The 20,973-nt window shown below is 62.6% G+C and carries 18 protein-coding genes and 1 pseudogene; 12 read left to right on the plus strand and 7 right to left on the minus strand.

Going from position 1 to position 20,973, the window contains the following annotated elements:
- Positions 1–137 precede the first annotated feature (137 nt).
- From LT988_RS14950 to LT988_RS14970, 5 genes are all read left to right on the plus strand, one after another.
- The gene (locus LT988_RS14950; protein WP_232410675.1) at positions 138–797 is read left to right on the plus strand and encodes a tyrosine-type recombinase/integrase; all 660 of its coding nucleotides are present in this window, start codon (positions 138–140) and stop codon (positions 795–797) included.
- Positions 712–1,101: a tyrosine-type recombinase/integrase gene (locus LT988_RS14955; RefSeq protein WP_232410595.1), complete on the plus strand. Its 390-nt coding sequence runs from the start codon at positions 712–714 to the stop codon at positions 1,099–1,101. The genes LT988_RS14950 and LT988_RS14955 overlap by 86 nt, the downstream gene beginning before the upstream one ends.
- Positions 1,098–2,072, plus strand: coding sequence for a tyrosine-type recombinase/integrase (locus LT988_RS14960; protein WP_232406353.1), 975 nt, complete (start codon positions 1,098–1,100; stop codon positions 2,070–2,072). Before LT988_RS14955 ends, LT988_RS14960 begins: the two co-directional genes overlap by 4 nt.
- A complete protein-coding gene (locus LT988_RS14965; RefSeq protein ID WP_232406354.1) occupies positions 2,065–3,078 on the plus strand; it encodes a tyrosine-type recombinase/integrase in 1,014 nt (337 codons plus the stop codon). The genes LT988_RS14960 and LT988_RS14965 overlap by 8 nt, the downstream gene beginning before the upstream one ends.
- Before the next feature lie 432 nt (positions 3,079–3,510).
- Entirely contained in the window at positions 3,511–4,344 is an 834-nt protein-coding gene (locus LT988_RS14970) for an outer membrane protein (RefSeq protein WP_232406355.1), read from the plus strand.
- Positions 4,345–4,921: 577 nt separating this feature from the next.
- Here the strand turns inward: LT988_RS14970 and LT988_RS14975 are convergent.
- Positions 4,922–5,422, minus strand: coding sequence for a nuclease-like protein (locus LT988_RS14975; RefSeq protein ID WP_232406356.1), 501 nt, complete (start codon positions 5,420–5,422; stop codon positions 4,922–4,924).
- A 1,123-nt stretch (positions 5,423–6,545) separates the two neighbouring features.
- Complete coding sequence (locus LT988_RS14980; protein ID WP_232406357.1) at positions 6,546–7,844, minus strand: IS256 family transposase; 1,299 nt, start codon at positions 7,842–7,844, stop codon at positions 6,546–6,548.
- Positions 7,845–8,433: 589 nt separating this feature from the next.
- On the opposite strand from LT988_RS14980, the gene LT988_RS14985 reads away from it, so the two are divergent.
- The 7 genes and pseudogenes from LT988_RS14985 (at position 8,434) to LT988_RS15015 (ending at position 16,989) form a co-directional block, all read left to right on the plus strand.
- On the plus strand, positions 8,434–9,483 hold the full coding sequence (locus LT988_RS14985) for a nucleoid-associated protein (protein ID WP_232406358.1): 1,050 nt from the start codon (positions 8,434–8,436) through the stop codon (positions 9,481–9,483).
- A 107-nt stretch (positions 9,484–9,590) separates the two neighbouring features.
- Entirely contained in the window at positions 9,591–10,079 is a 489-nt protein-coding gene (locus tag LT988_RS14990) for a hypothetical protein (protein ID WP_232406359.1), read from the plus strand.
- A gap of 82 nt (positions 10,080–10,161) precedes the next feature.
- Positions 10,162–11,550: pseudogene (locus LT988_RS14995) on the plus strand (IS1380-like element ISTro1 family transposase); the annotation flags it as partial.
- A gap of 255 nt (positions 11,551–11,805) precedes the next feature.
- Entirely contained in the window at positions 11,806–12,207 is a 402-nt protein-coding gene (locus LT988_RS15000) for a hypothetical protein (RefSeq protein ID WP_232406360.1), read from the plus strand.
- Positions 12,208–12,501: a hypothetical protein gene (locus tag LT988_RS15005; protein ID WP_232406361.1), complete on the plus strand. Its 294-nt coding sequence runs from the start codon at positions 12,208–12,210 to the stop codon at positions 12,499–12,501.
- Between the two features lie 119 nt (positions 12,502–12,620).
- Positions 12,621–16,244: an NACHT domain-containing protein gene (locus LT988_RS15010; RefSeq protein WP_232406362.1), complete on the plus strand. Its 3,624-nt coding sequence runs from the start codon at positions 12,621–12,623 to the stop codon at positions 16,242–16,244.
- 61 nt (positions 16,245–16,305) lie between these two features.
- The gene (locus tag LT988_RS15015) at positions 16,306–16,989 is read left to right on the plus strand and encodes an AAA family ATPase (RefSeq protein ID WP_232406363.1); all 684 of its coding nucleotides are present in this window, start codon (positions 16,306–16,308) and stop codon (positions 16,987–16,989) included.
- Here LT988_RS15015 and LT988_RS25580 read toward each other — a convergent pair.
- From LT988_RS25580 to LT988_RS15035, 5 genes are all read right to left on the minus strand, one after another.
- Complete coding sequence (locus LT988_RS25580) at positions 16,923–17,297, minus strand: group II intron maturase-specific domain-containing protein (RefSeq protein ID WP_408648007.1); 375 nt, start codon at positions 17,295–17,297, stop codon at positions 16,923–16,925. The genes LT988_RS15015 and LT988_RS25580 overlap by 67 nt on opposite strands.
- A 587-nt stretch (positions 17,298–17,884) precedes the next feature.
- On the minus strand, positions 17,885–18,898 hold the full coding sequence (locus LT988_RS15020; RefSeq protein WP_232406354.1) for a tyrosine-type recombinase/integrase: 1,014 nt from the start codon (positions 18,896–18,898) through the stop codon (positions 17,885–17,887).
- Positions 18,891–19,865 carry a tyrosine-type recombinase/integrase gene (locus LT988_RS15025; RefSeq protein ID WP_232406353.1) on the minus strand — a complete coding sequence of 325 codons (975 nt, stop codon included), beginning with the start codon at positions 19,863–19,865 and terminating at the stop codon, positions 18,891–18,893. Before LT988_RS15025 ends, LT988_RS15020 begins: the two co-directional genes overlap by 8 nt.
- Positions 19,862–20,278, minus strand: coding sequence for a tyrosine-type recombinase/integrase (locus LT988_RS15030; RefSeq protein ID WP_232410596.1), 417 nt, complete (start codon positions 20,276–20,278; stop codon positions 19,862–19,864). Before LT988_RS15030 ends, LT988_RS15025 begins: the two co-directional genes overlap by 4 nt.
- On the minus strand, positions 20,166–20,825 hold the full coding sequence (locus LT988_RS15035) for a tyrosine-type recombinase/integrase (RefSeq protein WP_232410675.1): 660 nt from the start codon (positions 20,823–20,825) through the stop codon (positions 20,166–20,168). Before LT988_RS15035 ends, LT988_RS15030 begins: the two co-directional genes overlap by 113 nt.
- Positions 20,826–20,973 lie beyond the last annotated feature (148 nt).

Raw genomic sequence — 20,973 nt, forward strand, 5'->3', positions numbered from 1 at the left:
CGATTATGCGGAGTTTAGATCGTGAAGCGCGTGCCGAGTGAGGCAAGGTGCGGCTTGGCGGGCAAGATGGGCATTGAATCCTCGACATAATCGCTGCGACGTCCTGAAGTGGTCGGCCCACTTGTCAGGAGGTTCGCATGAGCAACGATACACAGCTTCCGCTCTCGAAGGCAGATCGTCAGGCCCTCACTTCCGCTTCCGATCCCATCGGCGCAGAACTGCAGCGTTACGACGCGCATCTGCGTGACGTGCATGGCCTGGCACCCGGCACCCGAAGGGGCTACTTACGGATTGCGGGCCGGTTGCTGCATCAACATTTTGATGGTGATCACGTCGATATCGCCACGCTCCAGCCGTCCGACATCCGCCGGTTTCTCACCCACGAATTGATCGCGCGTCACACCCCCTCTCATGCTCACAGCGTGACCGGCGGGCTGCGCAGCTATCTGCGCTATCGCAGCACGCAGGGAGATGCGGTTGAGCCCTTGACCGCCGTCATCGCCTCCCCGGCGCACTGGACACTGGCGCACTTGCCGAAGGCGCTCTCGCGCGAGGAGGCCGCACGCCTGCTCGACGCCTGCCAAGCGGTCCAGCGCTGGCCGAAACGTGGGTATGCCATGGCACGCTGCGCGCTGGACCTGGGTCTGCGGGCGGGAGAGATCGCCCCTTTTGATGATCAGCGACATCGATTGGCAGGCCGGGACGGTCACGCTGCGGGCCACCAAGTCGCGACGACAGGATGTGTTGCCTTTGCCGGTCGAAACCGGAGAGGTACTGGCCGACTATCTGATGCATGAGCGCCCCGGGAGTGCCGGCGCGGCGGTCTTTGTCCGTGCGCTCAAGCCGTACGATCGCCCCGTGACCTCGACTGCCGTCCAGAAGGTGATCACCCGCGCCTTGCGTCGCAGCGGGCTGCCGTATTCCGGCTCGCATGTGCTGCGGCACACCTTTGCGGCGGATCTCCTGGAGCGAGGCAGCTCTCTCAAGGAGATCGCCGATCTGCTGCGCCACCGCTCGCTGCGAACCACGCAGATCTACGCCAAGCTCGACACGCCGCAGCTGATCGGCGTTGCGCTGCCCTGGCCGGGGAGTGTGTCATGAGCACGACCATCCCTCTTCAGCAGCGCGTCGACGACTATCTGTCCGAACGCCGTCGGCTCGGCTTCGAGCTGCGCCCGCTCCACGGGCTGCTCACCGATTTCGCCACCTTCGTCGCCGAGCGCCATCACGACGGACCGCTGAGCATCGAGCTGATGGTCGAGTGGGCCCGAAAAGGGAAAGGAGGTCAGGGAACACGGGAAACCTGGTATCGGCGCCTGGCCAATCTACGCCCCTTCCTGCGCTATCTGCGCCAGTTCGAGCCGGACACCGAAATCCCCGAGGAGACGCTTTTCGGCCCGGCGCCCGGCCGCGTAGCACCCCACATCTACCGTGAGGAGGAGATCGTCGCGCTTCTTGCCGCCACCCGCACGCTCGGTCCACCCGGGTGCTTGCGTGCCGCGACCTATGAAACCTTGTTTGGCTTGATGGCGGCAACCGGGCTGCGCGTGTCCGAAGCCATTCACCTGCGCGAGGCCGATGTCGACCTCAAGCGCGGCCTGCTGACCGTGCGCGAGAGCAAGTGTGGCAAGTCACGCCAAGTACCCTTGCATCCCAGCACCGTCGAGGCGCTGACCCGCTTCCGCCAACGGCGTCGGCGCGAGATCCCAACGACGCCCGATCCGGCGTTCTTCACCGGCGCGCGTGGGTCGCTCCCGGGGCAACCCCTCGGCGAACGCCAAGTCCGTCGTGTCTTCAGTCAGTTGCGCGAGCAGCTCCACTGGGCCAATCGCGGCGCCCATGCCGCGCCGCGTCTGCATGATCTGAGGCATACCTTTGCCGTCAGACGCTTGATCGCGTGGCAGCGCGAAGGCTGCGATCTTGACCGGAAGATGCTGGCCCTCTCGACCTATCTGGGCCATGCCAACATTGGCTGTACCTACTGGTATCTCTCTGCGGTTCCGGAGCTGATGGCCGTGGCCGGTGCGAAATTCGAGCGCTTCGCCGCGCTCGAGGAGTGCCGGGATGCCTAAGCCTGCGTCGCCAGCTCCCTCATTCGCCGCCCTCGTGCAAGCCTACTTCACCGAGTATCTCACCCGGCAGCGGGCCTTGAGCCCACAGACCGTTGCCGCCTACCGTGATGCCATGGTGCTCTTTCTCCAATTCGCGCAGTCGCACCTGGGCAAGGCACCGGTTGCGATGACCCTCGCGGAGATCACCCCGGAACTGCTCACGGCATTCCTCGATCATCTTGAGCAACAACGCCGGAACTGCGTGCGCAGCCGAAACGCCCGCCTGGCGGCGCTGCGCTCCTTCTTAAAATTCGCCGCTCACCGGGATGTGGCGTCATTACAGATCGTCGAGCGCGCGCTCGGCATCCCCGTGAAGCGTTTCGAACGCCCCATGTTCGGCTACCTCTCCGCGGAGGAAATGCAGGCCGTGATCCATGCGCCACCGAGTACCTGGTTCGGTCAGCGTGATCACCTGCTCCTGCAGCTGCTCTACAATACCGGGGCACGGGTCTCCGAGATCACGCAGGTCAACGTCGGCGACGTCGTCTTGGAGGAACACGCCGCCTGCGTGCATCTGCATGGCAAGGGGCGCAAGCAGCGCAGCGTTCCGCTCTGGCGCTCCACCATCAAGGCCATCCGCGCCTGGCTGAAACAAAACCCCGACCTTGGCGCCGGATCTCCGTTACTACCCAACCGAAACGGGCAGGCCATGACGCGGACGAATGTCTCGCTACGCTTGGAAGCGGCCGTGCAGACAGCCTCCAAGCGCTATCCCGCATTGGCTAGTCGCGCCATCTCGCCGCACACGATTCGACATACGACGGCCATGCACCTGTTGCAGGCGGGCGTCGACATCAGTGTCATCGCACTCTGGCTCGGACACGAAAGCCCGGTGACAACGCATCAGTACATCGAAGCCGATTTGGCGATGAAAGAGCACGCGCTGGCCAAGCTCCAGGAGCCGGACACGGTGCTCCATCGCTACCGGGCACCCGACAGCCTGATCGAGTTCCTGACGACCCTGTGATTATGAGAAGCTCGCAGCGTACCTTGACCGCCTGCCGACGGCGGTCAGTGAGTCCTGCCAAAGCCCGCTTTGCATAATCGCGAGTTTTGCATAAACGCGCGTTGCGGTCACCGACCTACGCGAGGAGGGCAAGGAAGTACCGCAGGAAGCGGACATCGACCTGCGGTGGTGGTCGGCGCTACCATCCACCCGGGGAGAACGGAGCCTTCTGGGTGGTGAGCGGGCGGACCCGGCCACAAGCCGTCGCACGTCAGTCCAAACCGAGTGACTCTTCAACGCGCAAAGCGGACTCTCAGGGCTGGGCTGCCTCCGCCAGCGATCACTTGACGCGGGAAGCGGACTATAATCGCCTACAGCCCCCGACGCCGGGCTTGCGGTATTCTCGCAGGGGCGCTTTCCCGATTCGAACAGAAACTCGCGAGGATAGATTCAATGTTTCACTGGATCATGTTTGCGACGGGTTTACTGGTATCAGGCATCGGCATGAGTGCTGCGGCGGCCGACCCAAACTGGGGCGGTTTCTACGTAGATGGCGCGATCGGCGCGCGCAGCACGACGACCGATATAAAGACCAGCGCGACATATAGCACGTATTCCGAAAACCGCTTCAATAGAATTCCTTTCACGGAATTGAAAACCGACACGTACGACACGGCGGACGACGGAGGTAGCACCAACTTCCTTGGCCAGATCGCCGGCGGATGGCGTTGGGACAATGGTCAGATCGTGGCCGGGATCGGACTCTTTGTCGACTTGGCGGGCGACGATGCCGGCCGGACAAAGGACAGCGGTTCCAGCTCGACGACCTCCTGGCCCAGTGGCGTTGAAGGCAGCACCGTCTACTCCGACAGCGCGGAGCTGAAACAGACCAGTCGCTATGGAATTAGCCTGGACATTGCGCCGAGCTGGCGCACTCAGCCTTATCTGAAGGTGGTCTACGCGTGGTCGGACATCGAGCTGAAGATGCGCACGTCCGAGTGTGGCACCTCACGCGGGTACGGGCCCACGGCGCTATCCTACGACGAGACCTATTCGGGTCTAGGCATCGGCGGCGGCGTGCGCCATCTCTTCGACGATCACCTGTACTTCTTCGCCGAGGCAATGTGGCAAGACCTAGGTTCGAAGTCGTTCAACAGCGTCGCGCTTTGCGGGGACTACGGGTCGCTCTACAAGGCCGAGTACGGCGAGTACGCAACCGGCACCCAAACGGTCAAGGTCGAGCCGACCAACTTGACTGGCGTCGTTGGCATCGGCTGGAAGTTCTGACAAGTCAGACCCGATCCGTCCGATCGGGCGGCGCCGCTTGCACCTGCCGCGCGCGGAGAGGTAGGAGACCCAGGGTAGTCCGGGGACCCTCGATGTAACGCATTGGTAGGGCGAGCGTCGGCTGTCCACCCGACTTCCCACTCCGACCGACGAAACTCCAGTGTTTGGAACTGGAGCCCAACCGTCGCGGATCCCGGCAACGCGATAGACAGCAAGACGCGCGTTACAGTCAGCGATCGACGGCATAGGCGGCCGGGCCGCCCAGCAGAAAGCGGACATTCATCCGAGGATGGAGGCTAGGCCCGCCGAGCCCCGCGCGGGGCGGAGCTGTCTGCGCCGGGAGGGACCGGACCCGGCCAGAGGCAGACATGAGCCACAGACGAAAACCTCGCCGAGGCGTGGTCGTGAGGCCAGTGGATCTTGAGGTCTTCGCAGCTAAGCGTGTGCGCTCCTATGGCCGGGGGGCCGTCCATCGCCTCGCAATTCCTATCCCGCCTTCCTTCCGCCGAAGCGAATCCGGCGACACGCCAAAGGCTTGCGTCACCGGCCTTTGGCTGTGACCCGGTCTTTCGTGTGGCTAGCGGTGCCCCTGGAAGGGCTGTCCGTTAATGGTGTCTACCGGAAAGCCCCAAACCCCGAGACCTAGGCTTTGCGCCTTCCTCTCATACGCTCGGTACTCCAGAGGCGCGTCATCGGTGGCCAAGGCGCAGCCTGCCTTAAGCAGATAGGCCGCCAAGTCGATTCCCTGATGGAAGGTTGTGTGGTTGACGTAGCACACGGCGCTCACGCTGCCGTCGTCATACTTTCCCTGCGGATAACAGTGGACAAAGCCCTGCACCCGAAAATCCAGGGCCGCCCGTGCGGTGCAAGGCCCGCGCCGCAGATTCCAGCACCGGTCCTCGCGCGCCGAAGGGGGAATATAGATGCCGTAGAGATGCACCACATGGTTGTTGATTTCGATGGTGCAGTCTTCCTGGACGAATGGGCGGCCCACGATCTCATACAGCGCGTGGCTGTCCATCGCTAGGAGGGCCAGCGCGAACGCCAGGACCAAGGTAATCGCGGTACGTGGTCGCACCACTTTGGAACTCCCAAAGAAGACCATCAGTTGCGGTTGCGCGTGATGCATGGGCCAAGATTCGCTGCCTGTCAGACGCCCACTTGGTCCCAGCCCCTACCGCAGTCTTTGAGGCCTGAATCCGCTGCACGTGCGCAGTGGTTATAGTTCCGCGGGCGAGTGCGGAGGGTAAAATTCAGCGCGGTCCTGAACCGGTAACTCCCGTTCTTCCTGCGGACTGATATGACATGATCACAGCCCCGTCATGCAGCCGTTCTGTTACCCCAGAGCGTAGTGCGTAGGCCTCTGGGCTACAAGAGCGAATAACACACTGAAGGTGGCACTTGAAACGAATTCAGATGCAGGTGCGGGACGGGATGGACCATGAACCGACCTGCAAAAGGTCAGTTTGGGTAGGTCAGCACCGACCCAAGACAGGGAATGCCAAATCTCGCGAACCCATCGTCAGGGACTAGTCCACAGGGAGCTTTACCGGAATTTAGCCGGTCGGCTATGCCAGACGTTGTGCGCACGCCGATGTCTGCTGTGGATCGGGAACGGCCCGCTGCCCCAGCGCGGATTTCTAGAGCGCCACAGGGTGGAACCGTCTGGGGGAGATCGCCGCAGAATGTCCGCTTTGTGGAACCTCTGCCGCATTGTTGCTTCGGCGGTCAGTGACGGCATAGCGTCCGAAGCCGCCGCGGGCAGTCCGGCTCAGGGGCGTCCGGAACACGCGCGCTGCTGCCACTGACGCCTCAGACAATCGGTAGGCCGACTGGACCGGAAGCGGACACCCGATCTAGAGCGGCGAGTGGGGCTCAGTCCCAATAGCTGCCACTGGGTCCTTCTCCCGCTGCGCCGGTCTGGTTCAGTTTGCTGCCAGTTTGGTCTAGGGTTCCTTGAGGGCGAAAACTTGTTGCAGATGAGTCAAGTTTTTTTCGCGACGCAATCAACACTCCCTCGCCGGATGGCAAGATTTTGCGCGGACGCTGGCTGGGTTGTGCTGCGCGCGGCAGGTGCCTGAGGAGGCAATGGCGGTTAGCTTACCGACGCATCGTAACGTGAACAGGTCACGTTTAGAGCCGCGTTGCGTCTTATGGAGCTATTGTCAAATCTGGTGTATGACCATAGGGCCAGAGTTTGATCAGGCGGCTTCCCGTTGCTCCTCTTGGGTCTCCGGTGGGTCGTCGGACACCGGAATCCCGTCTTCGTAACGTGTTCCGCCGAGCAGTTCGGCCACTTTCTCGGGGGCACGGATGCGCCGCCAGGTCTTGGCGGCCTCTTCGCTCATCTTGAAGGCCAGGCCGAGGAAGGTCGCGCGGGTGACGCAGTTCTTGGTCCGGCCGGTGCGATGGCGCACAGTGGCGAAGGTGGACTCGATGGGGTTGGTGGTGCGCAGGTGCACCCAGTGCTCGGCCGGGAAGGCGAAGAAAGCGAGCAGGGCCTCGCGGTCCTTTTCGAGCTTCTCGGTCGCCTTGGGGTATTTGGCCCCATAGCGGCTGATGAAGCGCTTGAAGGCTTGCGTAGCCTGCTTGCGGGTCGGTGCCATCCAGATCGCCTGCAGATCCGCCTTCGCCTTGCCTTGCAACGACTTGGGCAAGGCATTGAGCACGTTGCCCATCTTGTGGAACCAGCAGCGCTGATGCACGGTCTCGGGGTAGACCTGCTCAAGCGCACCCCAAAACCCCAGCGCCCCGTCGCCGACGGCCAGGCGCGGACCCGCCTGCAGACCACGTGCCTTCAGATCGCGCAGCACGTCGAGCCAGGATTCGGTGGATTCGCGCAACCCGTCGACGATGGCGACCCACTCCTTGGTGCCGTCGGGTCTCACCCCGATGATCACCAGCAGACAGAGCTTGGGATCGTCGCTCTCGCGCAGTGTCGTGTAGATGCCGTCGACCCACCAGTAGGCGTATTGCCGGCCTTCGAGGCTGCGCTGGGTCCAGTCCTTGTACTCCTCGGCCCACGCGGCCTTGAGCCGGCCCAGCGCCGCCGCGGAGAGCCCTTTGGCGTCCTCTCCCACCAGCACCTCCAACGCCTCCCCGAGGTCGCCGCTGGAGATCCCCTTCAGATAGAGCCACGGCAGCGCCGCGGCGACCCGGGCACTGCGGCGCACGTACGGCGGGGCCAGCGCGGAGTTGAACTTCACCCCGGCCCCGGAGCGGTCGCGTACCTTGGGCACCTGCACCTCCACCGGACCCACCGTGGTGAGGATCTCGCGCGCCGGCAGATAACCGTTGCGCACCACCGCCCGGCGTCCGTCCATCAGCGACACCCCGGCAAACTCCTCGAGCAGCTGCTCCACCTCCGCCTCGATGGCCCGCTGCAGGATGTCGCGCGCCCCGCGGCGCACCAGCTCCTCCAGCGGCAGGCCCAGCTCGGCCAGCACCTCGCCCCGATCCCCTCTTGCACGGCGGGCCCCCGTACTCGTATCGTCGCTCATGGCGCACCTCTCTCGTTGCTGCTTTGGGTCTCGACAACCACATTGTCAGCAACGGTGCGCCGCCTGCTCAAGCTCTATCAGTCCCCGCTCATACACCAGAATCGAGCATAGCTCCGTCTTATGCGTTTACTCCCAGAGCGTTCGTTGGCTGAACGGAGCCTGTACCGTGAGTTTAGCCTATGAGCCCGCTACCCATGGCTCGTCGGTCTGAGGCGAAGCCTCGCTAGAGTTGGGGCGGCAGAATCGTCTCGCAGAGCGGCCGCTGATCTTGCACGTACCGGGGTTGCCGGAAAGTCCAAGAAACCGGCATCCATCAAGCACCTGCCGCGGGCAACTTCGCTTTAGGAGTTCCCGATAGCGCGATCAAAGCTTCGGGCAGTACCGAGCCCGCCCGCAAACCACGGGGCGGACTACCGATGGCAGCAACGGGGCGGACCGGCACGTTCAGGCCCTTCGACACGTTTGGACAATCGCCAGACATGAATACACGCGACCGCCCCCTACGCGAGTCGCAAATGCGCTATGGTTCGCTTCGTCCGCCGCTAGGCATCTGAGGACAGGAAGAACAAGTGACAGGAGACCGAAAACGATGCCGATCCAGAACATCATCATCCACGAAGTGTCCAAAGAGCCGCAGGGCGCAGCTGCATTGACCCTCCGCAACGAAGAGAACCCCATCAACGAGCATGCCGAGCGCGTCAGCTCGAAGCTTGCCGGGCTCTTCACAGGCGTCAACATCGGCGGATTTCGGCAGCCTGAGGAGCCTGGGCTGCCACTGACCGCTTTCGAGTCACTGCTTCAAACGCATTTCGACGGCTCTGATTTCACCGATTTCGTCGCTTTCTCACGCGGAGCTGCGACGATTTTGGCAGACGCCCTCAACAGACCATCCGCACAGTCAGCGAAGGGTGGATACCTGCTAATGAACCACTATACACATCAGGCCAACCACTTCCTGTCCGTGGTTATGCTGCGGATGCGGCAGGGTATCAGCCTAGGCGCCGATCTGAGCTTTGCCGAGGTTGAGGAGTTGAATCTCGACACCCTGCACATGGCAGGACGCATCAACCTCACCGAATGGCGCGGCGGTGCGAGTGAGCGATATATCGCGTTCAAGATCGGGCGCCAGGCGCGCGATGTTACCCAGTACTTTTCGGACTTCATCGGCTGCCGCGAATACACGGCCGCGAAGTTGGACACTAGACATCTTGTTGAGGCGACCAAGACCTTCTGTGAACGACGATACCTCAGCGAGGCCGAAAGTGTGAGCGCAAAGCGAGCGGTCAGTGAGCTGTGCCGCGAACGCATCGAGAATGAACAGCCAGTCTTGATAGAGGACATATCCAACTTGCTCGATGCTCGGTTTCCTCCTTCTGACGAAGACCAGCGGGGCATGCTTCTCGCCATCGCCCAAGACGAATACGGCCTGACGAACAGGCTTTCGGCGGTCGACAAGAACGCTCTGCGATCGCTCGTCCGGTACCAGGGCAAGACGAGGCAACTATCGATCAGCTTCGATGCCGACCTCCTGGAACAAGGCGTCGTCCAATTCGACCCAGCCTCCAAGCAATTGACGATCAAGGAACTGCCGGAATCTCTTCTTGCGGACCTCGATCAATCTGTCGGTCAGACGCAATAACCGTGGCACTTAGACACGAACATCTCACGGCCATACGCCAGATCTGCCGTGCGTTGGAGCCCCGCAAGGGGGTTTGGAATCGGACGACCGGCGCACTTGAGGGCACAGTGCCGCTAGGCAGCGAGCTTTACGGTCAGCTTGATCTGCTCATCCAAGATCGAGTGCTTGACGATACGGTCAAGATCGACGGGAAGTACGCGGAGTGGTCGAGCACTGCGCCGACCCCAGAGAGTCAGGCCAGCTTGGAACTGCCCATTACCGACTGGGCCATCGGTAAATATGTCGTCTACCGGAGCTTGGGTGCGCTGATCGGCCGTGGCCAGTTTCTGACTCAGGCACCGACTGCCTGCTATCTGGTTGACGAAGACACCCTGATCCCGGACGAGCCTGGCAGCGAGCGCATCCAGCATTATCGACAGGTCGTCAAACTCGCAGATCTCCTAGACAAGCAAGCTGATCATGTTGATCGAGCGGGCGGAACGCCGCGGCTCGTTTTCCTGCACAAGGCATCCCTCACTATTCCGTTGGTCTACAGCGCAGACGACCTTGATACACCTGTACAAGGCCTCGAAGCCCTTAGCCCGAATATTTCATAAAAAAGGGCGACTCTCGTTCAACCCATTGATAAAATGGCTGTTCCGCCAAGAACGCTTCGGAAGAAGCTAAACGAGGTCGCCCATGCCCGAGTCTACCCCGGAACAGCTGCGTTTTCCCCCGGTCGCCGGTTTCACGGTCCGCGGCGACTTCGACGGCGGCGCCATGTCGTCTGACTTTGGCCCCATGATTCTGCGCGGGGTTGATCGGCAGATCGGCCTGACCGAGCGGTTGAGCGCAGCGATCGATGATTGGCGCCATCCGTCCTACACCACCCATCCGATGCGTGAGCTGATCGCGCAACGGGTCTACCAGATCGCCTGTGCTTACGAAGACGGCAACGACGCCAATGCGCTGCGCCGTGATGCGCTGTTCAAGCTGGGGCTGGAGCGCAAGCCGCTGGATGCGACGACGGACCTGGCCAGCGGGCCGACCTTCTCGCGTTTGGAGAATGGGGTCGGCGCGCGCGACCTCTACCGCATGGCGCAGGCCTTCGTCGAGGCCTTCATCGCCAGCTACCCGAAGGCGCCGCAGGTGATCGTGCTCGATATGGACCACTCCGAAGACGCCACCCATGGCCAGCAGGAGTTCGCGTTCTACAATCATCACTACGGCAACCATTGCTACTTGCCGCTGTTTCTCTTCGAGGGCCTCTCGGGGAAGTTCATCACCGCGGTGCTGCGTCCCGGCAAGCGCCCCACCGGCGCCGAGAACGCGATGATCCTCAAGCGCGTGCTCAAGCGGCTGCGGGCCGCGTGGCCACGCACACGCATCATCCTGCGCGGCGACGGACACTTCTCCAACCCCGAGTTGATGGCCTTGGCGATGGCCGATCCGTTGACGGATTTCATCTTCGGCCTGGCGGGTAACCGGGCTCTCACGCCACGGGCCGAGCCGTTCTTGGCCGACGCCCGCAAGCTCCATGCGCTGCGCATCGAGAACGCCCGGCGCGCCGACGCCGACGTACCCGAGCGGACCCGCACCTACCACGAGGTTGACTACCGTGCCGGTTCCTGGCCCGGCGCGTGTCGGACCATCCTCAAAGTCGAGGTGACGGCGCGCGGCGACAACCTCCGCTTCGTCGTCACCTCCTTGGACTTGCCCAGTCCCGAGTGCGTCTACCGCGATCTGTACTGCGCGCGCGGCCAGGACGAGAACTTCATCAAAATGATCAAGAACGATCTGGCCAGCGATCGCACTTCCGACAGCACCTTCTTGGCCAATCAGATGCGCTTGTTCTTCTCCTGCGCCGCTTACGTCTTGCACCAAACGCTGCGCACCGAGGTCCTCGTCGGCACGGAACTGGCCAACGCCCAGCCTGCCACCGTGATCATCAAACTGTTCAAGCTCGCCGTGCGCGTGGTGCAGTACAAAGACCGCGTGCGCCTGCACCTGCCCTCGAGCTGTCCGGTCAAGACGCTGTTGCAGCAGGTCACCGAGAGGCTCTTCAACGCGCAGCCCCGGCGGCGCCCGCCTAGACGCACATACATCCCCGCACGGGGATTTCAGCACGCGCACGACGACTATGCCCACCTCGGGCAGGGCATCGTACGCCTGCGCGGCGACAAAACTACTCGTGCCCCGTTGATCAAGCCCGTTGCCGCTCGGTATTTCCACCATTCAACCCCCGCGGCGTCCCGGTCATCGCCCTCGGTGACGCCCAGCGCCGCGCAAATCCGCGAGGCCAGTGTCGGCTGTGTCGGTTTATGAAACATCCGGGTTAGATCTTTGCTCGACTCTGACGAGCACAAGGAGCAGAAGCGCAGCATCCTGAAAGCCACGCTCTATGATCTGCTCGCCTCCGAAACCGATCCCGACCGGCGATTCCGACGGCTCTTGCGCAATCTGCCCGATCTCGCCCGAGAGTTTCGCGAGCGCTATCAGCTCTTCGTTTGCGAGTTCGATTTTGAGGAAGTCCGAGAGGAGTTGGAGGAGAAGCGCCGCGACTATCTCGTGCGCCTGAACGCCGCGTTCCACGACATGGGCGCGAAACTGCTGAGCGTCCCGGTCGCTTTCTACATTGCCGTCTCGAAGATGGCGCCACTAACGAGCACTGCTAGCACGTTCGAAACGCTAGTGCTCAATACGGTCGTCGCGCTCGCCGTGGTTATCGTAAGTCTCTACATCTGAATGCTCCTGAACAGCCACAGACAAACCCTGGACGCAACCGGCGAAGAGTACACGGCCCTGTTGAACCGTTGGCAGTCCCGCTTGCGGTTCGCTGAGCAGAAAGGGGAGGTCGAGGAAACGCGCCAGACCCTCGACAAACGTCGACGCAGACTGCTCGGTTACTTTCGCATCACCTCGTTGACGGTGGTCGGAACGGTCGGAATTACGCTCGGACTCTATCTGATGCGCCTGTTTCGATGGGAAACGGCCATTTGGGACGCGCTCAGGTCCTTGAAGACAACGCTGTTTCCCTAAGCGCCGACCTCATGATAGACGGCGCCGCAACCTTTCGACTGCGATAGTCGCCTCGGAGACTTCGGAATGTTTCGGCGCGCCGTGGCAGCATCGCGATACCGACGCAAGGAACTTCCCCCATGAGCCATATCCCGGAAACCCGCACGCTCTACGAAATCCTGCCAGCGAAGAGCCCTGCCAGCGGCAGGGAGTTTGCCCGCATCGTCAATCTGCTGCTGTTTCACGATGCCCGCCGCCGCGGCGAGAGCCTGACCTTGTTCGATGACCGTGCCGGCGACTTCCGTGGGCTCGATGCCTTTCAGCAAGGGGCCGCCTGTATCGCCGTGGGCTATCAGCACAAGTTCTATCCCACCCCACTGAGCAACGCCCATCGCAAGGAGATTGAGGAGTCGCTGCTCAAGACACGCGATCAGCTCCTGAAAAAAAAGACCGAGATCGAGAAGTGGGTTCTGGTCACCCCCCAAGACCCGGTGGAGTCAGCCACCCGCAAGACTGGGGGTGACGTCGCTTGGTTCGCCGGGCTGCGCGAGAAGCACGCAATCGATTTCGAGCTCGAGCATTGGGGCCACACCCAGCTCCAGTCCCTCTTCGTCGAAACCCCCGCCATCGGTCTCTATTACTACCCGGAGCTGTTTTCCGACGGCACGCTGCGCCGCAGGACCATCCAGGAGCAGCGCATCCGCTACGACAAGGCGATCCGGAACGAGCACGGGCGCATCGAGTTCGTCGGCATGTCCGTCTACAAACAGGAAGCGGCACGGACGGTGCCGATGGAGCACATCTTCATCCCCCTCGCCGTGGTCCCCGAGGGCGCGGAGGACGAAGATCGTGCCGACGTCCGCCATGATCCGAAGGGGCTCATCGCCGGTCATGGCCGCCACGTCATCCTCGGTGATCCAGGCTCGGGCAAAACGACATTGCTGCGATTTCTCGCCCTGGTTGGCCGTTCCGAGGCGCTGCAGAGGCGCTACCGGTCCCACGAACAGGGTTCGGCCTTCACCTTCGAGGAAGACGAGCGCCTGCCTGTCCTGATCACTCTACGCCGTTACGCCGATGCCCTGAAGCAGGACGACAACCTTTCGCTGCTCGACTACATCCGGGCCAACATCGCCGCGGACTTCTCCATCGCTGATCTATCGGCTGAGTTTCTGGACTACCACCTGGAGTCGGGCAAGGCCATCCTGCTCTTCGATGGGCTGGATGAGCTGCCCAACCCCGCGTTCAAGCGCAAGGTACGCAACCGGGTGCAGAACCTGGCCGAGGGCTATCCCGGCAACTGTCTCCTGGTCACCTCACGCGTCTACGGCTATGACGGCGCCTTCCGCTTCGACGACTCGGCTTGGCAACATCACCGGGTCGCCAGGCTCGGCATGGCCGAGATCGAGCGCTTCGTCGACGACTGGTATCGGGTGCGGGTGGAGCGTCCAAAGGACCGTCAGGACTACCAGCAGAGTCTCCTCGCCATCCTGCGCAACGAGGAGCACAAGGCGATCCGCGAGCTGGCGCGCAATCCGCTTCTGCTCACCATCATGGTCCTGGTCCACCGCATCGACGCGGTGCTTCCGGACGAGCGTCACGTGCTCTACCAGAAGTGCACCGAGACACTGCTCAACACCTGGCACACCTGGAAGTTCCACGAGATGGACCGGCTGCATCGCGCCAAGGTGGATCGGCTGAACATGCAGCGCATGCAGGCGATCGCCTGGTGGATGCAGCGGCGCATGGGCGAGACTGAAGCCGGTCGTCAGGCCGTCGTACCCTACTTGGATCTGCATGGTGAGCTCAGTCGGCACATCGCCGATGAGAAGCCGCCGAACCCGGACTATGCCCCAGAGGACATCGCGACCGCCTTCATCGAGTTCGTCCAGGATCGGGCCGGGCTGCTGGTGGAGATCGGCGACCGCCAGTTCAGCTTCGTCCATCTCACCTTTCAGGAATACCTCACCGCCGGTCACATCAGGACCCTGACCGAGCCACTCTCGCTGCGCGAGGCCTGGGAGCAGGAGATCGCCCCCTATTGCACGGATCCGCGTTGGCGCGAGGTGATCCGCCTGCTAGTGGCCAGCTATGGCGCCAATCGCAGCCAAGAAATGATCCTGGATTGGATGCTCGAGCTACCGCCCGATCCTCATCTCAGCCTGTTGCTGGGTGGACTCTACCTGGATGGGGTGGCGGCGGCTCAGATGGAGCTGGAGCAGGTGCTCGGGCGCTTGCTGGAGACCAGTATCGGAACGGATGAGCCCAAGCTGCTTGCAGACCAAGTGCGTCATCTCCGTGCTTGCCTTGACCGAAACGAAGGGTGCACCGACACCTTGATTAGGTCTGCCCGTTCCGTTCGTGGTTCGCTAGACGAGGATGGTCTGACGCGACTGCGGCTCGCCTTGGCGGCATGCGGCGTTGTACCGGATGGCATCGCGGATATCTGCGGAGCTGGCGCGCCTAAGGAGCAGGCATTCATTGCGCTCTTTTTCGGAGATGGACTGGATCCAGGTCTCCAAAATGAGATAGCCGATGATTTTGAATGGCTGTTAACCGCTAATGATGCAACATTGCTCCAAGATGCAGGCGGCAGCTTTCTTGCGGCAATTGGCTGGAGTCTTCTGGATCGAGCCGGCTACCAGCCTTTCAAAAAGGTGTTCAGGACACTGCTTGCTTGCCTCTCCTACTCGCCATCGGGCGGTCCCTTGCCCTTCCTAATCAGCTATTGCGGGATGTCATCGCGGTTACAAGAGATCAGGCATTTCTGTACTGCGATGACTCGGGCTCGGGCTCGGGCTCGGGATCGGGATCGGGATCGGGATCGGGATCGGGATCGGGATCGGGATCGGGATCGGGATCGGGATCGGGATCGGGATCGGGATCGGGATCGGGATCGGGCTCGGGATCGGGCTCTGGATCTGGATCGGGCTCTGGAGCGGGCTCGGGATCGGGATCGGGCTCGGCATCGGGCTCGGGATCGGGCTCTGGATCTGGATCGGGCTCGGGAGCGGGCTCTGGATCTGGATCGGGCTCGGGCTCGGGCTCGGGCTCTGGATCTGGGTTTGTGGAATCTTATCGACGGGCTCTTGTCTCGCTCCCCGCTTCCCTTTCTTCCGGAAGTGTTTCGCGATTACCTGTGGCGCGAATCGTATGTGCTGGAAGCTACTGCGGAGCATTTGGCCGTCGCCCTCGACCTTAGGCCTCGTCCGATCTGGCTGGAAGCCTTAAAGGTTTCGCGGTTGCGCACGCTCCCCGACGGACAGCCACTCATGGATCCTGATCAATGGCGCTCAACCCTCGGGACCATCAGTACCGGCACTGCGAACGATCAGGCGGTCTGGTGGGCAGCCTCCCAGCTTTTCCTTGACGGTGCACTCTTCATGATGGGGTTCCACCAGCCGGACAAAGCCTGGTTGGGCGAAATGGGATATTCGGACGACATGATCAAGGCGCATTTGGCGTCCGCTGCCGAAACGCAATCCCTGTTCGCCGAGCTAGCCGAAAAGACCCGCGACCGTTCCGATCCTCCGCTGCGCATCGCCCACTGCATCCGCGACCTCACCTACGGCGACGAGTCCAGGGCTGACGACCTCAAGGCAATGGTGGAATCCGACGACCCGGAGTACCACAGAATCTTCGTGGACTGCTGTTGGCTCCCCACCGAGGAAGAGCGGATCAAGGAGGAAGCGGAGGAGGAGGAAAAAGACCGCCAGCGTCAGTCGACTCGCTTGCGACCCAAGAAAAAGCAAAGCGCCGAAGAGTAGGCAATCCCTGACCTGTTTACATCCTCCATGATCCAGTGGTCACTTCCCACGGGGCCTCATCATGTTCCTCAAGCAGCTCGCTCTGCAGAACATCCGCAGCATCAAGGAATTGGGGCTTTCCTTCGACACGGACGAGGGTCGGGTGCGCAAGTGGACCCTGGTTCTCGGCCAGAATGGCGCCGGCAAAAGTACGATCCTTCGTGCCGCGGCCCTCGTGACCGCCGGCAGCGAGGCGCTGCCAGAGCTACTGAAGAGCCCCGATGACTGGATCCGCATCGGCAGTGAGGCTTGCTCCATCGCGGCCGACCTGGTGACCACCGACGGCGAAGAGCGGCAAATCGCTTTGACCTGGACACGAGGACAATCCATCCGCGACATCTTCGACAGGAATCGCGAAATCCTGGACCAACTGGACGCGGCGCTGAGCCACGCCCACCGGAACTATTTCACGGTCGGCTACGGAACCTCTCGTCGTCTACCGGGCACCCGCTCGTCAGGCCCCGTGCGTGAGTTAAGTAGAGTCGACGACTGGCGCGGTAACCACAGGTCTCGGGGAGTAGCTGTTGCCGGCGGCTTTCGCCGGTGCCGGTGCCTCAGTCCGGACCATAGCCCCGTTTCCAGTCGCCGCTCGTCGCACCGGACGTGCGGATTTCCCGCATCCGGCGGTCGGACGAGGTGTCATGCGTTCGCCCACCGAAGGTTGCGCGTACGCACCGACAACCGCTGCAGCCCCAACACATCGTAGAGGTGCGCGTCAGGGAAGCGTGCGGTGCCCTGACCCGGCTGTTTGTGCTTCTTGCGTAACCACCAGCGCAGCCGCCCGCGTGCATGCTGATCGACAGCTCTATACGCACTACTCACCGGCCCGAGGGAGAAGTAGTTGGCCCAACCGATCAATGTCCGGTTGAGACGTCCCACTCGCTCTTGCGGGTCCAGCAGCAGCCATCGTCGGCTGGTCAGACCACTGCACGGCCAGCCCCCGACCAACTCTCGCCACTGCTCGCGACCGCGCCGCTTCTCCGCCATGCTGCTTCCCCTCGGTCCGTGGAACATGGCGGCATCTTGCAGATCGCGCAGCGCGCGGAATAGATGTAGTTCGCTGGACGCTTACTTACAGCCGAAAGGTGAGACAAAGGGCCGACCGCATTCTCGTCCGCATGCGACGGCTGCCCAGGCGACGCGATGATTATATAAAGGTCGGGGCGGCTGGGTGGCCTAAAAGATTCCAGTCCGACATCGGCTCGGGCGCATCGTCTCCGATGGGAGGGCCTCGGGCAGGCGCGATCAGGGACCTCAGTGCCGCAGACAGTGATCGCCGCAATGTCCGCTACGAAGCGCATTGCCGCCGTCGTTGTTCGGAGAGCCGATGTCTCCTCTGGGTCGGGAACGGCCTGTTGCCCCAGCGGGGATTTCTGGAGCGCCACAGGGTGGAACCGTCAGGGGGAGATCACCGAGCGATGTCCGCTTTCTGGAATCCCCGCCGGGTCGTCGCCTCGGCGGCCAGTGACGGTATAACGCGCTTATGGAAAGCTTTCCATAAGCGCGTTTATGCAAAGCTCGCGATTATGCAAAGCGGGCTTTGGCAGGACTCACTGACCGCCGTCGGCAGGCGGTCAAGGTACGCTGCGAGCTTCTCATAATCACAGGGTCGTCAGGAACTCGATCAGGCTGTCGGGTGCCCGGTAGCGATGGAGCACCGTGTCCGGCTCCTGGAGCTTGGCCAGCGCGTGCTCTTTCATCGCCAAATCGGCTTCGATGTACTGATGCGTTGTCACCGGGCTTTCGTGTCCGAGCCAGAGTGCGATGACACTGATGTCGACGCCCGCCTGCAACAGGTGCATGGCCGTCGTATGTCGAATCGTGTGCGGCGAGATGGCGCGACTAGCCAATGCGGGATAGCGCTTGGAGGCTGTCTGCACGGCCGCTTCCAAGCGTAGCGAGACATTCGTCCGCGTCATGGCCTGCCCGTTTCGGTTGGGTAGTAACGGAGATCCGGCGCCAAGGTCGGGGTTTTGTTTCAGCCAGGCGCGGATGGCCTTGATGGTGGAGCGCCAGAGCGGAACGCTGCGCTGCTTGCGCCCCTTGCCATGCAGATGCACGCAGGCGGCGTGTTCCTCCAAGACGACGTCGCCGACGTTGACCTGCGTGATCTCGGAGACCCGTGCCCCGGTATTGTAGAGCAGCTGCAGGAGCAGGTGATCACGCTGACCGAACCAGGTACTCGGTGGCGCATGGATCACGGCCTGCATTTCCTCCGCGGAGAGGTAGCCGAACATGGGGCGTTCGAAACGCTTCACGGGGATGCCGAGCGCGCGCTCGACGATCTGTAATGACGCCACATCCCGGTGAGCGGCGAATTTTAAGAAGGAGCGCAGCGCCGCCAGGCGGGCGTTTCGGCTGCGCACGCAGTTCCGGCGTTGTTGCTCAAGATGATCGAGGAATGCCGTGAGCAGTTCCGGGGTGATCTCCGCGAGGGTCATCGCAACCGGTGCCTTGCCCAGGTGCGACTGCGCGAATTGGAGAAAGAGCACCATGGCATCACGGTAGGCGGCAACGGTCTGTGGGCTCAAGGCCCGCTGCCGGGTGAGATACTCGGTGAAGTAGGCTTGCACGAGGGCGGCGAATGAGGGAGCTGGCGACGCAGGCTTAGGCATCCCGGCACTCCTCGAGCGCGGCGAAGCGCTCGAATTTCGCACCGGCCACGGCCATCAGCTCCGGAACCGCAGAGAGATACCAGTAGGTACAGCCAATGTTGGCATGGCCCAGATAGGTCGAGAGGGCCAGCATCTTCCGGTCAAGATCGCAGCCTTCGCGCTGCCACGCGATCAAGCGTCTGACGGCAAAGGTATGCCTCAGATCATGCAGACGCGGCGCGGCATGGGCGCCGCGATTGGCCCAGTGGAGCTGCTCGCGCAACTGACTGAAGACACGACGGACTTGGCGTTCGCCGAGGGGTTGCCCCGGGAGCGACCCACGCGCGCCGGTGAAGAACGCCGGATCGGGCGTCGTTGGGATCTCGCGCCGACGCCGTTGGCGGAAGCGGGTCAGCGCCTCGACGGTGCTGGGATGCAAGGGTACTTGGCGTGACTTGCCACACTTGCTCTCGCGCACGGTCAGCAGGCCGCGCTTGAGGTCGACATCGGCCTCGCGCAGGTGAATGGCTTCGGACACGCGCAGCCCGGTTGCCGCCATCAAGCCAAACAAGGTTTCATAGGTCGCGGCACGCAAGCACCCGGGTGGACCGAGCGTGCGGGTGGCGGCAAGAAGCGCGACGATCTCCTCCTCACGGTAGATGTGGGGTGCTACGCGGCCGGGCGCCGGGCCGAAAAGCGTCTCCTCGGGGATTTCGGTGTCCGGCTCGAACTGGCGCAGATAGCGCAGGAAGGGGCGTAGATTGGCCAGGCGCCGATACCAGGTTTCCCGTGTTCCCTGACCTCCTTTCCCTTTTCGGGCCCACTCGACCATCAGCTCGATGCTCAGCGGTCCGTCGTGATGGCGCTCGGCGACGAAGGTGGCGAAATCGGTGAGCAGCCCGTGGAGCGGGCGCAGCTCGAAGCCGAGCCGACGGCGTTCGGACAGATAGTCGTCGACGCGCTGCTGAAGAGGGATGGTCGTGCTCATGACACACTCCCCGGCCAGGGCAGCGCAACGCCGATCAGCTGCGGCGTGTCGAGCTTGGCGTAGATCTGCGTGGTTCGCAGCGAGCGGTGGCGCAGCAGATCGGCGATCTCCTTGAGAGAGCTGCCTCGCTCCAGGAGATCCGCCGCAAAGGTGTGCCGCAGCACATGCGAGCCGGAATACGGCAGCCCGCTGCGACGCAAGGCGCGGGTGATCACCTTCTGGACGGCAGTCGAGGTCACGGGGCGATCGTACGGCTTGAGCGCACGGACAAAGACCGCCGCGCCGGCACTCCCGGGGCGCTCATGCATCAGATAGTCGGCCAGTACCTCTCCGGTTTCGACCGGCAAAGGCAACACATCCTGTCGTCGCGACTTGGTGGCCCGCAGCGTGACCGTCCCGGCCTGCCAATCGATGTCGCTGATCATCAAAAGGGGCGATCTCTCCCGCCCGCAGACCCAGGTCCAGCGCGCAGCGTGCCATGGCATACCCACGTTTCGGCCAGCGCTGGACCGCTTGGCAGGCGTCGAGCAGGCGTGCGGCCTCCTCGCGCGAGAGCGCCTTCGGCAAGTGCGCCAGTGTCCAGTGCGCCGGGGAGGCGATGACGGCGGTCAAGGGCTCAACCGCATCTCCCTGCGTGCTGCGATAGCGCAGATAGCTGCGCAGCCCGCCGGTCACGCTGTGAGCATGAGAGGGGGTGTGACGCGCGATCAATTCGTGGGTGAGAAACCGGCGGATGTCGGACGGCTGGAGCGTGGCGATATCGACGTGATCACCATCAAAATGTTGATGCAGCAACCGGCCCGCAATCCGTAAGTAGCCCCTTCGGGTGCCGGGTGCCAGGCCATGCACGTCACGCAGATGCGCGTCGTAACGCTGCAGTTCTGCGCCGATGGGATCGGAAGCGGAAGTGAGGGCCTGACGATCTGCCTTCGAGAGCGGAAGCTGTGTATCGTTGCTCATGCGAACCTCCCCCAGGTGTCAGGATAGATGTCGCCTCCCTTTGGGAGAATGTGTGGGAGGATGGGGCATCACCGACCCGGGGCTTTGCGCCCTCCGGAGTCAGCCGGGAAGGAGCCCGAAGGGCGACTGAACGGCTGACCCCGGAGGG

This window comes from Thiocapsa bogorovii (assembly GCF_021228795.1).
Lineage (GTDB): Bacteria > Pseudomonadota > Gammaproteobacteria > Chromatiales > Chromatiaceae > Thiocapsa > Thiocapsa bogorovii.